11 protein-coding genes and 1 tRNA gene are annotated in these 13,895 nt (G+C 57.5%); all 12 read right to left on the reverse strand.

Annotated features, from left to right (window positions below; all coding sequences use genetic code 11):
- Nucleotides 1–174: 174 nt before the first annotated feature.
- Entirely contained in the window at nucleotides 175–645 is a 471-nt protein-coding gene (gene rpsG / locus MRX98_RS21240; protein ID WP_246914978.1) for a 30S ribosomal protein S7, read from the reverse strand.
- A gap of 41 nt (nucleotides 646–686) precedes the next feature.
- Complete coding sequence (rpsL, locus tag MRX98_RS21245; protein ID WP_246914981.1) at nucleotides 687–1,058, reverse strand: 30S ribosomal protein S12; 372 nt, start codon at nucleotides 1,056–1,058, stop codon at nucleotides 687–689.
- A gap of 196 nt (nucleotides 1,059–1,254) precedes the next feature.
- Entirely contained in the window at nucleotides 1,255–5,667 is a 4,413-nt protein-coding gene (gene rpoC / locus MRX98_RS21250) for a DNA-directed RNA polymerase subunit beta' (RefSeq protein ID WP_246914984.1), read from the reverse strand.
- 80 nt (nucleotides 5,668–5,747) lie between these two features.
- The gene (gene rpoB / locus MRX98_RS21255) at nucleotides 5,748–9,857 is read right to left on the reverse strand and encodes a DNA-directed RNA polymerase subunit beta (protein ID WP_246914987.1); all 4,110 of its coding nucleotides are present in this window, start codon (nucleotides 9,855–9,857) and stop codon (nucleotides 5,748–5,750) included.
- 139 nt (nucleotides 9,858–9,996) lie between these two features.
- A complete protein-coding gene (rplL, locus tag MRX98_RS21260; RefSeq protein ID WP_246914990.1) occupies nucleotides 9,997–10,380 on the reverse strand; it encodes a 50S ribosomal protein L7/L12 in 384 nt (127 codons plus the stop codon).
- A 90-nt stretch (nucleotides 10,381–10,470) separates the two neighbouring features.
- A complete protein-coding gene (rplJ, locus tag MRX98_RS21265; protein ID WP_246914993.1) occupies nucleotides 10,471–11,172 on the reverse strand; it encodes a 50S ribosomal protein L10 in 702 nt (233 codons plus the stop codon).
- Nucleotides 11,173–11,346: 174 nt separating this feature from the next.
- On the reverse strand, nucleotides 11,347–12,051 hold the full coding sequence (rplA, locus tag MRX98_RS21270) for a 50S ribosomal protein L1 (protein ID WP_246914995.1): 705 nt from the start codon (nucleotides 12,049–12,051) through the stop codon (nucleotides 11,347–11,349).
- Between the two features lie 83 nt (nucleotides 12,052–12,134).
- Nucleotides 12,135–12,557, reverse strand: coding sequence for a 50S ribosomal protein L11 (rplK, locus tag MRX98_RS21275; protein ID WP_246914998.1), 423 nt, complete (start codon nucleotides 12,555–12,557; stop codon nucleotides 12,135–12,137).
- Nucleotides 12,558–12,598: 41 nt separating this feature from the next.
- A complete protein-coding gene (nusG, locus tag MRX98_RS21280; protein ID WP_246915001.1) occupies nucleotides 12,599–13,129 on the reverse strand; it encodes a transcription termination/antitermination protein NusG in 531 nt (176 codons plus the stop codon).
- 19 nt (nucleotides 13,130–13,148) lie between these two features.
- The gene (secE, locus tag MRX98_RS21285) at nucleotides 13,149–13,514 is read right to left on the reverse strand and encodes a preprotein translocase subunit SecE (protein WP_246915004.1); all 366 of its coding nucleotides are present in this window, start codon (nucleotides 13,512–13,514) and stop codon (nucleotides 13,149–13,151) included.
- A gap of 98 nt (nucleotides 13,515–13,612) precedes the next feature.
- Nucleotides 13,613–13,688, reverse strand: a tRNA-Trp gene (locus tag MRX98_RS21290).
- A gap of 29 nt (nucleotides 13,689–13,717) precedes the next feature.
- A complete protein-coding gene (rpmG, locus tag MRX98_RS21295) occupies nucleotides 13,718–13,867 on the reverse strand; it encodes a 50S ribosomal protein L33 (protein WP_246915007.1) in 150 nt (49 codons plus the stop codon).
- Between the last annotated feature and the right edge of the window lie 28 nt (nucleotides 13,868–13,895).

Consider the following 13,895-nt stretch of genomic DNA (forward strand, 5'->3'; position numbering starts at 1 on the left):
AATGTGGCCGATCGTCCCTACGTTGACATGGGGCTTTTTTCTCTCAAATTTTGCCTTCGCCATCTCGTCCTCCTCTAATCGGGCTCTCGATTAGACAAAAGAATAGGTTTTAAATTCCTTACCCGGAGGGTTTGGCCGGGATTTAAAACCTATCGCACGTTCATATATTCATGACTACCAGCGGTAGTGCGCAAAGGCCTTGTTGGCCTCCGCCATCTTGTGGGTGTCTTCCTTCTTCTTGACCGCACCACCGCGGCTGTTGGCCGCATCCATCAATTCGCCGGCCAGTTTGGCGGCAAACCCCAATTCCGACCGGTTGCGGGCATAACTGATCAACCAGCGAATGGCCAGAGCCGTCCGGCGCGACGGTCTGATTTCGGTTGGCACCTGGTAGGTCGACCCGCCGACGCGCCGTGACTTGACTTCGATCATGGGCCGCACGTTGTCCAGCGCCTGCTCGAAAACCTTGACCGGTTGGCCCTTGGTCTTCTCTTCGATCATGTCAAAGGAGCCGTAAAGCAGGGATTCGGCCACGCTCTTCTTACCGTCCCGCATCAAAGCGGAAATGAACTTGGCCACCAGTTTGCTGTTGTATTTGGCATCCGGAATGACGGTCCGTACTGGAACTTCTCTTCTTCTGGGCATATCCTACACCACCACGTTGACTGATTTGCGATTGTTACCGCCTATTTGGGTTTCTTGGCGCCGTACTTGGAACGGCTCTGCCGCCGATCCTCGACCCCCAGTGTATCCAACGTGCCGCGCACGATGTGATACCGCACACCCGGCAAGTCTTTGACACGCCCGCCACGCACCAGGACCACGGAGTGCTCCTGGAGATTGTGTCCGATGCCGGGGATGTAAGCGGTCACCTCGATGCCGGTGGTCAAACGCACACGGGCCACCTTACGCAATGCGGAGTTGGGCTTTTTGGGGGTGGAGGTGTAAACGCGCGTGCACACTCCCCTTTTTTGAGGTGCCCCCTTCAATGCGGGTGCAGTGGTCTTCTGCTTGATCCGCTTGCGGCCATTCTTAACGAGTTGGTTGATCGTCGGCATACGCTCCTCTTGATTCACACGCCACTTTGTTCTGGATTGCCCTGGAAAACGGGCCAGTAAAAAGCGGATTAGTATATAGCCACCGGGAAAAAGTCAAGCGGTTTTCCCGGCTGTTTCAAATTTTTATCGGCCGAGGCCGCTGGGCCGCCGATCCACGGCGATCACCCCATCATCCCGGCGACCCCGAAACAACCCGCTACTCCGAAGTTACTGCGTCTTGAGCCACGTCCAGTCCCAGGTAATCCACCAGGCCCGTTCCCGCGGGAATCAGACGCCCCATGATCACATTCTCCTTCAACCCCCGCAGGTAGTCCACCGTTCCGCCGATGGCGGCATCGGTCAACACCTTGGTGGTCTCCTGGAACGAGGCCGCCGAGATGAAGCTGTCGGTGCTCAAGGATGCCTTGGTGATACCCAGAATCAACGGCTCGGCTGTGGCCGGTTTGCCGCCGGCCGCCATCACCGCCTGGTTGATATCATCAAAGGCGATGCGATCCACCTGCTCTTCAACGATAAAATCGGTGTCGCCCACATCGATGATCTTGACCCGTCGCATCATCTGGCGCACGATCACTTCGATGTGCTTATCGTTGATCCGCACACCCTGCAGTCGATACACCTCCTGCACCTCATCCACCAGGTAACGCGCCAGCGCCACTTCCCCTTTGATGCGCAAGATATCCTGGGGAACGGCTGCGCCACCCACCAGGGGCTCGCCGGCCTTGACGAAGTCCCCTTCATATACGTTGATGTGCTTGCCCCGGGGTATCAGGTATTCTTTCTTGTCGCCGATATCCACCGGGCTTACGGTAACTTTCTGTTTGCCCTTCTTGGTGGATTTGGCAATGCTGACATATCCCTCGATTTCGCTCAGCACAGCGATCTCCTTGGGCTTGCGCACCTCGAACAGCTCGGCCACACGTGGCAGACCACCGGTGATATCCTTGGTTTTGGTGGTGGCCCGCGGCAGTTTGGCGATCACGTCGCCAGCCTTGACATCGTCGCCCTCTTCGACCATCAGAATCGCCTCCATGGGTAGGATGTAGCGCGCCATGCCGCTGCCGGTGGGCAGCTTGGCCGTGCGGCCGTCCTGTCCTTTGATGGAGATGCGGGGGCGCTCTTCGCCGGTCTTGGATTCGATAACGGTTCGACTCGATTTGCCGGTAACCGGATCCACCTTTTCCTTCAATGTTTTTCCCGGCACCAAATCACCGAATTTCACCACGCCGGGCACTTCGGTGATGATGGGCGTGGTGAAGGGATCCCAGCTGGCCAGCAACTGACCGGGCTCGACCTCATCGCCGTCGTTGACCAGCAGATGGGCACCGTAGATCACCGGGCAGCGTTCCCGTTCCCGGCCGGTCTTGCCAACGATGGAAAATTCCCCGCCGCGGCGGTTCATGACCACATTATACCCCTGAGCGTCCTGAACCACATTGAGCTCCAGGTAATTGACCGTCCCGGCCATGCGGGCCCGGATGTCCGCCTGCTCCACCCGCCGGCTGGCCGTACCGCCGATGTGGAAGGTCCGCATGGTCAGCTGGGTGCCCGGCTCGCCGATGGATTGGGCCGCCATAATACCGATGGACTGGCCGATTTCCACCCGTCGGCCATGGGCGAGGTCGCGGCCGTAGCAGGCCGCGCAAACGCCGTACTTGGTCTGGCAGGTGAGCACGCTACGAATTTTGGCGCGGGTGATGCCGGCATCCTCCAGAATGCGCACCCCCCTCTCGTCGATCTCCTGATGGGCCGGTATCAGCACTTCGTCGGTGAAGGGATCGAGAATGTCCTCCACGGTCACCCGGCCCAGCACCCGCTCGCCCAGGCGCTGGATCACCTCGCCACCTTCCATCAGGGGTTCCACCTCCACCCCCATCATGGTGCCACAGTCATCTTCGGTAATGGTGGCATCCTGGGCCACATCGGCCAGGCGCCGGGTCAGATAACCGGAGTTTGCCGTTTTGAGGGCGGTGTCGGCCAAACCCTTGCGGGCACCGTGGGTGGAGATGAAGTATTGCAGCACGGAAAGCCCTTCGCGGAAATTGGCCTGGATGGGGGTTTCGATGATTTCCCCTGAGGGCTTGGCCATCAGGCCACGCATACCGGCCAATTGGCGCATCTGGTCTTTGCTGCCGCGGGCACCGGAATCGGCCATCATGTAAATGGGATTGAGACTCTCGGCGGCAATGGGTTGTCCTTGGTCGTCGAGCACCGGCTTGCCGCCGTCGTCGTAAATCAGCGCATTCTTCATGGCCTCCATCATTTCGTTGGCCACATCGTCGGTGGCCTTGGCCCAGATATCCACCACCTTGTTGTATTTCTCACCCTGGGTGATCAGGCCCTCGGTGTATTGCCGCCCGATTTCGTTGACTTGGGTCTCGGCTTGCTGCAACAGTTCCCATTTGGCCTCGGGGATGATCATGTCGTTGATGCAGATGGACAACCCGCCCTTGGTGGAATATTTGTATCCGGTGTCCTTGAGTCGGTCGGAAAGAATGACCGTGGCCTTCGGGCCGAGATTCCGGTAGGCGAAATCCACCAGATCACGCAGGGCACCCTTGTCCATCACACGGTTGATGGATTCAAAGGGCATTTCCTGCCGTTTCTCCATCACTTGAAATAGGTGGTGGCCTTTATCGGCCTTGACCACATAGCTGAGATCCTCTTCGCTCAGTTCGAAAAGGGCATCGGCGTCCTCGGCCGCAGCGCCGAAAATCCGTTGGAACTCGTCTTTGCGCAGTAAGCCGATGAAACCGTCCTGGGCCTTGTCGCTGCTTTGGGAGTGTTGCCGGATCATCTGCACAAAATCGGCGCCGGATTCGATCTGCGTCCGAATCTCTTCGGCCGCCTCGGCATCGCGCACCATCAGGTGGCGCATGACGATCAAGTGGTCTTTGGGCATGATCTCCCACAGAAGGATGCGGCCCACGGTGGTGTCGTGGGTTTTGCCGCCCAGGCGCACCTTGATTTTGGCATGCAGGTCCACCCTGCGGGCGTCGTAGGCGATCCGCACCTCTTCCGGATTGCCGAAATGCATCCCTTCGCCCTTACGCCCGTTGATGCCCAGGGTCATGTAGTAGGTGCCCAGCACGATGTCCTGACTGGGCACGATGATGGGGCTGCCGTTGGCCGGAGAAAGGATGTTGTTGGATGACAACATCAGCACCCGCGCCTCGATCTGGGACTCCACGGACAGCGGCACATGAACCGCCATCTGGTCACCGTCGAAGTCGGCGTTGAAGGCGGTACAAACCAGGGGGTGCAACTGAATGGCCTTGCCTTCGATCAGGTTGGGCTCGAAGGCTTGGATGCCGAGACGGTGCAAGGTGGGGGCGCGGTTGAGCATGACGGGATATTCGCGCACCACCTCGTCCAGGGTGTCCCACACCTCCGGCACTTCCCGTTCCACCATTTTCTTGGCGCTTTTGACGGTGGAGACCAGCCCTTTTTGCTCCAGGCGGTAGTAGACAAAAGGTTTGAACAGCTCCAGCGCCATCTTCTTGGGCAAGCCGCACTGGTGCAGGCGCAGATTGGGGCCTACGGTGATCACGGTACGGCCGGAATAATCCACCCGCTTGCCCAGCAGGTTCTGACGGAAACGGCCCTGCTTGCCTTTAAGAGTGTCGCTCAACGATTTGAGCGGCCGCTTGTTGGTGCCGGTGATGACGCGCCCATGGCGGCCGTTGTCGAACAGTACGTCCACCGACTCCTGCAACATGCGCTTCTCGTTGCGCACAATGATATCGGGGGCCTTGAGATCCACCAGCCGTTTGAGCCGATTGTTGCGATTGATCACCCGGCGGTACAGATCGTTGAGGTCGGAAGTTGCAAAGCGGCCGCCCTCCAACGGCACAAGGGGCCGCAAATCGGGCGGCAGCACCGGAATCACGTCCATGATCATCCATACCGGGTCGAGGCCGCTTTTGCGGAAGGCATCCACGATCCGGAGGCGCTTGGACAGCTTCTGGCGTTTGGCCACCGAGTTGGTGCTGCGAATCTCTTCCCGCAAGGAGGTGTAGAGGCTGTCCAAATCGATTTCTTCCAGCAGCCGCTTGACCGCCTCCGCTCCGATACCCGCCTCGAACTTTCCACCGAACTGCTCCATGGCCTCCCGGTACTTCTCTTCGGTCAGCAGTTGGCACTTCTGCAGCGGCGTGTCCTTGGGATCGACGACGATATAGGAATCGAAGTAGAGCACCTTTTCCATGCTCTTTAGCGTCAAGTCCAGCAGGTTGCCGATCTTGCTCGGCAGGCTCTTTAGGAACCAGATGTGGGAAACCGGCGTGGCCAACTCGATGTGGCCCATACGTTCGCGGCGCACTTTGGACTGAATCACCTCCACGCCGCATTTCTCGCAAATCACCCCCCGGTGCTTCATCCGCTTGTACTTACCGCAATTGCACTCGTAGTCCTTGGTGGGACCGAAAATTTTGGCGCAAAACAAACCGTCCCGCTCGGGTTTGAAGGTGCGGTAGTTGATGGTCTCGGGCTTTTTGATTTCGCCGTGGGACCACTGACGAATCTGCTCAGGCGAAGCCAGGGCCACCCGAACACCGCGATACTGCCGCGGGTCGGTCGGCTTGGCGAAAAAGTCATACAAAGTTTCCATGCACATTTCCTCGAGTTGGAAAAAAATTCAGTGCTATATGCTTCCACCGGCCGTGCACTGCACGGCGACCGGAGGTCGTCTTAGGATTGGGGCAAATCCTTGTCTTCCAAGAGGCCCACGTCCAGACCGAGGGCTTGCAATTCTTTGGTCAAAACCTTGAATGATTCGGGCAATCCGGGTTCCAGAATATTCTGCCCCTTGACGATTTTTTCATACATGCGGGTTCGACCGGCCATGTCATCGGACTTGACGGTCAGAAACTCCTGCAATGCATAGGCGGCACCGTAGGCCTCCATGGCCCACACCTCCATCTCGCCCAACCGCTGACCGCCGAACTGGGCTTTGCCGCCCAAGGGTTGCTGGGTAACCAGGGAATAGGGCCCGATGGACCGGGCATGGATTTTATCATCCACCAAATGATGCAATTTGAGCATGTACATGCTGCCCACGGTCACCTTCTCACGGAAAGGTTCGCCGGTGTGGCCGTCAAAGAGGGTCGCCTGCCCGTTACGGGACACACCGGCCTCGGCCAGCAGGCTTTTGATCTCCTCCTCCTTGGCGCCGTCGAAGACCGGCGTCGCCATGAACACGCCGTTCTGGTAATTGCTCGCCATCCCCATCACCCCCGCTTCATCCAACTGGTCGATGGCTTTGATCGTCGCGGGGTCGTCGAAAATCCGTTTGAATTTTTCACGCAAGGCTTGGCTCTTTTGCTCTTCGAGCATCTGGTTGATCTGGTTGCCCAACCCTTTGGCCGCCCGCCCAAGATGAATCTCCAAGATCTGGCCCACGTTCATGCGCGAGGGCACCCCCAACGGATTGAGCACCATATCCACCGGCGTGCCATCCTCGAAGTAGGGCATGTTTTCGATGGGCAGGATCTGGGATACCACGCCCTTGTTGCCATGCCGGCCGGCCATCTTGTCGCCCACGGACAGCTTGCGCTTCATGGCCACGTATACCTTGACCATCTTGATTACGCCGGGAGGCAATTCATCACCCCGTTCGAAGCGTTGCAGCGCGTTTTCAAACTGCTCCCGGACACCGTCGCACAACTGGCGATAGCGCTCCAGCAGATCGTGCACCTGCTCGGTGACCTCGGCATCTTCCAGCACGATACCTTCCAACTGTGCCATGGGGATCTGCGTCAACATCCCCTCGGCCACCGCATCGCCTTTCGCGGCAAAAGCCTTTTTGCCCTTCTTCAAGGGCGCTGCCAGCGTTTTGCCCAGGGCCACGGCTTCGATTTGCTCTTTGGTGATCGTCTCGATCTGTTTCAATTCATCGTCGCGGTTGCGTTCGAGAACGGTAATTTCAGCCATTTCAATGGCTTGAGTCCGCTCATCCTTTTCAGTGCCCCGACGGGCGAACACCTTGGCGTCGATAACGATGCCTTCCACACCCGGAGGCACCCGCAGCGAAGTGTCTTTCACATCGCCGGCTTTTTCACCGAAAATGGCCCGCAGCAACTTCTCCTCCGGCGAGAGCTGGGTTTCGCCCTTGGGCGTGATCTTGCCCACCAGGATATCCCCCTGCACCACTTCGGCCCCCAGACGAATGATGCCGCTTTCATCCAAATTGCGCAGTGCTTCTTCGCCCACGTTGGGAATGTCGCGGGTGATCTCCTCCTTGCCCAGCTTGGTGTCCCGGGCCACCACCTCGAACTCTTCGATGTGGATGGAGGTGTACACGCCATCGCGCACCAGGCGTTCCGACACCAGGATGGAGTCCTCGAAATTGTACCCCCCCCAGGGCATGAAGGCCACGGTCACGTTCTTGCCGAGGGCCAGTTCACCGTGATCGGTGGCCGGTCCATCGGCGATGATCTCGCCGGCGGTCACCCGGTCCCCTCGTTTGACGATGGGACGATGGTTGAAGCAGGTGTTCTGGTTGGAACGCACGAATTTATGCAGGTTATATGTGGTCACCGGCTTCTTCCGGCCCTTGGGGTCGGGGTCATGGCGCAGCACGATCCGGGCCGCGTCCACATCCACCACCACGCCATCCCGCTCGGCGACGATGGTCACGCCGGAATCCTTGGCCACAACACCCTCGATGCCGGTACCCACCAGCGGTGCCTCGCTGCTCATCAAAGGCACGGCCTGGCGCTGCATGTTGGACCCCATCAAGGCGCGATTGGCGTCGTCGTTTTCCAGAAACGGAATTAAAGAGGCCGAAACGCTGACCAATTGATTGGGCGAGATGTCCATCAGTTCGATCTGCTCGCGATCCACCATCATGAATTCGCCAGCCACCCGTGAAGTGACCTGGGGGTTGACGAAGGTGCCTTCATCATCCAACTGGGCATTGGCCTGGGCGATGGGGTGCTTTTTCTCTTCGAAAGCGCTGAGAAACTTGACGTCCTTGGTCACCTTGTTGTTTTGCACCACCCGGTAGGGGGTTTCGATAAAACCGAAATCGTTGACCCGGGCATAGGTGCTCAACGAAACGATCAGGCCAATGTTGGGCCCTTCCGGCGTTTCGATGGGACAGATGCGACCATAGTGGGACGGATGGACGTCGCGCACTTCGAAGCCCGCCCTTTCGCGGGTCAGACCGCCCGGCCCCAAGGCGCTCAAGCGCCGCTTGTGGGTGGTTTCGGAAAGGGGGTTGGTCTGATCCATGAACTGGCTGAGCTGACTGGTGCCGAAAAATTCCTTGACCACCGCCGACACCGGCTTCGGGTTGATCAGGTCATGGGGCATCAGGGCGTCCACCTCCTGAAGGCTCATGCGCTCCTTGATGGCCCGTTCCATGCGCACCAGGCCGATGCGGTACTGATTCTCCAGCAATTCGCCGACGGCGCGCACCCGCCGATTACCCAAATGGTCGATGTCGTCCACCACCCCTTGTGTATCCCGCAGCTCGATGAGGGTCTTGGTAGTCAGCAGGATATCTTCCTTGCGCAGGGTGCGAAGGTGGACCGGGGCGTTGATTCCCAGCCGCAGGTTGATCTTCAACCGGCCGACGCTGGAAAGATCGTAGTAGGCCGATTTGAAGAACAGGTGGTCCATGAAATCCTGGGCCACTTCGGGCGTTGCCGGGTTACCCGGCCGCAGCAAGCGATAGATTTCGATCAGTGCTTCTTCCTTGCTGGTCACCTTGTCCAAGGCCAGGGTCTTGCGAACCGAATCGCTGCTGGAAACGCCGTCGATGTGCAGGATGTCGAATTCATTGATGCCGGCGGTTTTCAGCTTGGCCAGCACATCCTCGTCGATCTCCTCGCTAGGGTGGTAAAGTACCTCACCGCTCTTGGGGTCCACGATGTTGACGGCGAACACCTTGCCGATCAGCTCTTCGGGAGCGATGGGCACGGTCTCCATGTTGGCGGCCTTCATCTGCTTGATGGCCCGCTGGGTGAAGATGCGGCCCTTCTTGACCAGAACTTCGCCGGAGGCCGGTTCGGCGACGTCGCGGGTGGCCCGTTGTCCCTTGAGCAGCTCTTCGTCGAAGGCTTTGTAAGCCCTGCGCCCTTCGATGATCACACGATGCTTGGCGTAAAAGTAGGTGAGCAAGTCCTCTGTGGAATAACCGAAGGCTTTGAGCAGTGTGGTCACCGGAAATTTACGGCGTCGATCGATGCGAATGTAAACAATATCCTTGGGATCGATTTCCAGATCGATCCAGGAGCCGCGCACCGGAATGATCCTGGCGCTGTAGATGATCTTCCCGCTGGAATGGGTCTTGCCTTTGTCGTGGTCGAAAAAAACGCCCGAAGATCGGTGCAGCTGGCTGACCACCACGCGCTCGGTGCCGTTGATGATGAAAGTGCCCTTGTCGGTCATCAACGGAATGGTGCCGAAATAGATCTCTTGTTCCTTGATGTCACGGATGTTGGCGGCGCCGGTCTCCTTGTCCACATCGTAAACCACCAGGCGCACGGTGATATGGACCGGCAGATCATAGGTCATGCCCCGTTGAATGCACTCCTCCTCGCTGTGCTTGACCGTGGTGAACCGGTAAGCCACAAACTCCAAAGAAGCGCTGCCCGTAAAATCCTTGATGGGAAAAACCGACTTGAAAACGGCCTGCAAGCCGATGTCCTCCCGTTTTTCAGGCGGCACATCGAGCTGCAGAAAGCGTCGGTAAGACTCCTTTTGCATGCCAATGAGATCGGGGATTTCGACGATTTTGCGAATCTTGCCGAAATTCTTCCGGATACGCTTGTCAAGGGACAGCCTCGCAGCCATTGTCTCTCCAATTTTGATTCAGGGACGATAGGAAACGCGAAAATGGGATAAAAGGTTTGCGGCCTTTCCACCCCATTTTCGCATCACATCATTTTGTGAATTTTTGCAGGGCAATCGATAATTTCCCCACCAAGGGTCTCTATTTGAGTTCCACCTGGGCCCCTGCTTCTTCCAATTGGGCTTTGATCTTTTCGGCTTCTTCCTTGGCAATACCTTCCTTGACCGGTTTGGGCGCGGAATCGACCAGGTCCTTGGCCTCCTTGAGACCCAGCCCGGTGATGGCGCGCACCTCTTTGATCACGCCGATCTTCTTGTCACCCGAAGAGAGCAGAACCACGTCGAATTCGGTTTTCTCTTCGACGGCGGCGGCTTCACCGGCCGGTCCGGCGGCAGCCATCATGGCCATCGGTGCGGCGGCCGAAACACCGAATTTCTCTTCCAGCTCCTTGACCAGCTCGGAAAGGTCCAAAACGGTCATGTTAGCAATGAAATCAATCACATCCTGTTTGGTTACATCAGCCATTGGTTTGAATCCTCCAGAAAATTGTTATCCGGCGACCCGCATGCGGGCCGCATGATGTATCGTTCGATGGTGTGTGCCTCAAGGCGATTATCAAGCAGCAACCTGCTCTTTTTGATCCTTGATGGCTTGCAAGACGTTGAGCATGCGGCGCGGCACGTCGCTCAGGGCCCGTACCAACGATGTGGGAACCGCATTCATGGTCGACAGCACGGTGGCCAGCAGCACTTCGCGGGACGGCAGCGTCGCCAGGGATTTGATCATGCCGGCATCCATCAGCTTGCCGCCCATGACACCCATTTTAATTTCCAGCTTGTCATTGGCCTTGGCAAAATCCGACAGGATCTTGGCCACGGTCACCGGATCGTCGTAGCTGACCGCGATGGCACTGGGCCCCTTGAAATGTTCGATGATCGGCTCGACCGGCGTGCCCTCCGAAGCCCGTCGCAGCATGGTGTTCTTGATGACCTGAAACTCCACCTGGGCTTCACGCAGCTTTCTGCGCAACTCGGTGACGGTGCCCACGTCAAGCCCTTTGTAATCGGTCAGGATAACAACCTTGCTGCGGTCCAGACGCTGTTTCAAATCAGCGACAAATTGTTTTTTGGCCTCGATATCCAATTTATTTAACACCTCCTTCCGTGACTGTGCAACCGGAAGGTACATTGAGGGTGGGTCTGAGCCGGCCGGCAGGCCACATGGATTGAATACGAATGTGCCGCCGATGGTGTTTTGGATCTGTTCGGCAACCGTGCGCAGACTGTCTCGGTGGGCCGGCTTGCGCCGATTAAACACGCTGTCGGCCTTCCGGCGAACACCCGCGTGTACCTACGGTCTTTGACAGTTTATTGAATTCCGTCTGTCTGTTTATGGTGATCTGCTGTATCACCGGCCTTGGCCGGTATCGGCGCCCCTTGCCATCCGTCGCGGCGCATTCATCGGTCGCAACGGCCAGGGCCGTTTCCAATCTTACTTGACCAGCTCCTTGACGAGGGCCGTGTCGATTTTAATGCCAGGCCCCATGGTGGTGGACACTGCGATCCCCTTCAGATAGGTGCCTTTGCTGGAAGAAGGCTTCAGCCGCAGAATGGTTTCCATGAAAGCGGATATGTTCTGGACCAGTTTTTCCACCCCGAAAGAGACTTTGCCCATGGGTGCGTGGACGATGCCCGCCTTTTCCACACGAAAATCGATCTTGCCGGCTTTGAGCTCCTGAACCGCCTTGGCCACGTCGAAGGTGACCGTGCCGGTCTTGGCGTTGGGCATCAATCCGCGCGGGCCGAGTACGCGGCCGATTTTGCCGACGGTGCCCATCATGTCGGGTGTCGCAACCGCCTTGTCAAAGCCGAACCAGCCGCCCTGAATCTGTTCGATCAGATCATCACCGCCTGCGAAATCGGCACCGGCATCCTTGGCTTCGGCCTCCTTCTCGCCCTTGGCGAAAACCAATACTTTCACTTCCTTGCCCAGCCCATGCGGCAACACCACCGTGCCCCGCACCATCTGATCTGCGTGACGCGGATCGACGCCAAGCTTGACGGCTACATCCACGGTCTCATCAAACTTGGCGTAGGATGCCTTGATGGCGGATTCGACGGCTTCAGCAAAATCATACCGCTTCAGCGTATCAATCTTGCCTCTGGATTCGATGTATTTTTTACCCCGTTTCGGCATTTTCCGTTCCTGTTCCTTGACAATTGACATGGTGTTGCGCCACAACAACCGGCCTACTGCTGCATTGGCCGGGGGGCAACCGGTTAAACCACTTCGATGCCCATGCTGCGCGCCGTACCGCTGACGATGCGACAGGCGGCGTCCAGATCGTTGGCGTTCAAATCGGCCATCTTGATCTTGGCAATCTCCTCAACCTGTGAGCGGGTCACCTTGCCAACACGGTCCCGCTTGGGATCTCCCGCACCCTTGGCGATTTTGGCCGCCTTTTTCAACAGGACGGCCGCGGGCGGGGTTTTGGTGATAAAGGTGAAGGAGCGATCCTGAAAAACGGTGATCACCACCGGAATGATCATGCCGGCATCGTTGGCCGTACGCGCATTGAAAGCCTTGCAAAAGTCCATGATATTCACGCCGTGCTGACCCAGCGCAGGACCGATAGGGGGCGAGGGAGTGGCTTTGCCCGCCTGTACTTGCAGCTTGATTAGTGCCATTACCTTTTTCGCCATGGTTGTCTATTATCTCCTGACTCTTTGCAATCGCTTGATTTCTAAAGTTTGGTGACCTGCACGAACTCCAGCTCAACCGGCGTGGAACGACCGAAAATGCTGACCAGCACCTTGATTTTACCCTTCTCGTTGTTCACCTCTTCGACGGTGCCGTTGAAGTTGGTGAACGGACCGTCGATCACCCGCACATCATCGCCTTCCTCGAAGTGGTATTTCGGCTGGGGTTTGAGCTTGCCGGCTTCCATCCGGTTGAGGATCCGATCGGCCTCTTCGTCCGTCAACGGTGTCGGCTTGTCGCGCCCCCCCAGAAACCCGGTGACCTTGGCGGTATTGTTTACGATATGCCAAGTTTCATCGTCCAATACCATTCGCACCAGTAAATACCCGGGATAAAACTTGCGCGAGGAGGTCCGCCGTTTGCCCTTGACCAACTCCACCACCTCTTCGGTGGGAACGACCACCTCGCCGAATTTTTCCGGATTGGGCGCATTGGCCATGCGTTCTTCCAGGGCGGATTTGACTTTATTTTCAAACCCCGAATAGACATGGACGATGTACCAACGTAAAGCCACAAGTCACCTTCTTCTGTTGTTAAGGAAGCACGATCCGGACAAGACTCGAAAGAGCGAAATCGACCGTCCCAAGGAATAGTGAAATCGCCATCACCAAAATGATGACCACCGCCGTAGACCCCATGGTTTGTTTGCGCGACGGCCAGGTCACTTTTTTCAATTCGCTTTTCACTTCCCTCAGAAACTGGATGCTTTTGCGAATGAAATTGTCCTCGGCGCCGGCGACGGGCTTGGGCTTTGCGGGTGGCTGGGCCTTCCGAGCGGCGGGCGCAATTTTGGCAGGTGCACCCCCTTGCGCCCCATTGGCCGTGCCCTCATCGCCGGTTCTTTCCAGCCGCTGGGCGCGTTTCTTCTCGGGATCCTTCTTTTTGAGTAATCGTCCCATGCCGCTCCTTGTTCGTCCGCAGCGCTCATCGCGCTGCCCGGATTACAACCGCCGTTGGGCCATGATGTTACAACGCACGCTTTGCCACTTTTTGAAAATGGCAGGCCAGGAGGGATTCGAACCCCCAACACCCGGATTTGGAGTCCGATGCTCTACCATTAGAGCTACTGGCCTGCATACATGACAAAGCTCATCCCCGGAACCTATTTGGTTTCCTTGTGGGGCGTATGTTTCTGGCAGAACGGACAATATTTGTTGAACTCCAGTTTATCCGGCGTGGTGCGTTTGTTTTTGGTCGTCGTGTAGTTGCGGCGTTTACACTCACCGCATGCGAGCGTTATGATGACTCTCACCTGGGCTCTCCTTGCACATTACTCGATG

Source organism: Desulfatitalea alkaliphila (genome assembly GCF_022968795.1).
GTDB lineage: Bacteria > Desulfobacterota > Desulfobacteria > Desulfobacterales > Desulfosarcinaceae > Desulfatitalea > Desulfatitalea alkaliphila.

Excerpts from the sequence above, each read along its gene's own strand:
- rpoB (WP_246914987.1), bottom strand. The coding sequence starts at position 9,857 with ATGGCTGCGAGGCTGTCCCTTGACAAGCGTATCCGGAAGAATTTCGGC.
- rplA (WP_246914995.1), bottom strand. The coding sequence starts at position 12,051 with ATGCCGAAACGGGGTAAAAAATACATCGAATCCAGAGGCAAGATTGAT.
- rpoC (WP_246914984.1), bottom strand. The coding sequence starts at position 5,667 with ATGGAAACTTTGTATGACTTTTTCGCCAAGCCGACCGACCCGCGGCAG.
- rpsG (WP_246914978.1), bottom strand. The coding sequence starts at position 645 with ATGCCCAGAAGAAGAGAAGTTCCAGTACGGACCGTCATTCCGGATGCC.
- rplK (WP_246914998.1), bottom strand. The coding sequence starts at position 12,557 with ATGGCGAAAAAGGTAATGGCACTAATCAAGCTGCAAGTACAGGCGGGC.
- rpsL (WP_246914981.1), bottom strand. The coding sequence starts at position 1,058 with ATGCCGACGATCAACCAACTCGTTAAGAATGGCCGCAAGCGGATCAAG.
- secE (WP_246915004.1), bottom strand. The coding sequence starts at position 13,514 with ATGGGACGATTACTCAAAAAGAAGGATCCCGAGAAGAAACGCGCCCAG.
- rplL (WP_246914990.1), bottom strand. The coding sequence starts at position 10,380 with ATGGCTGATGTAACCAAACAGGATGTGATTGATTTCATTGCTAACATG.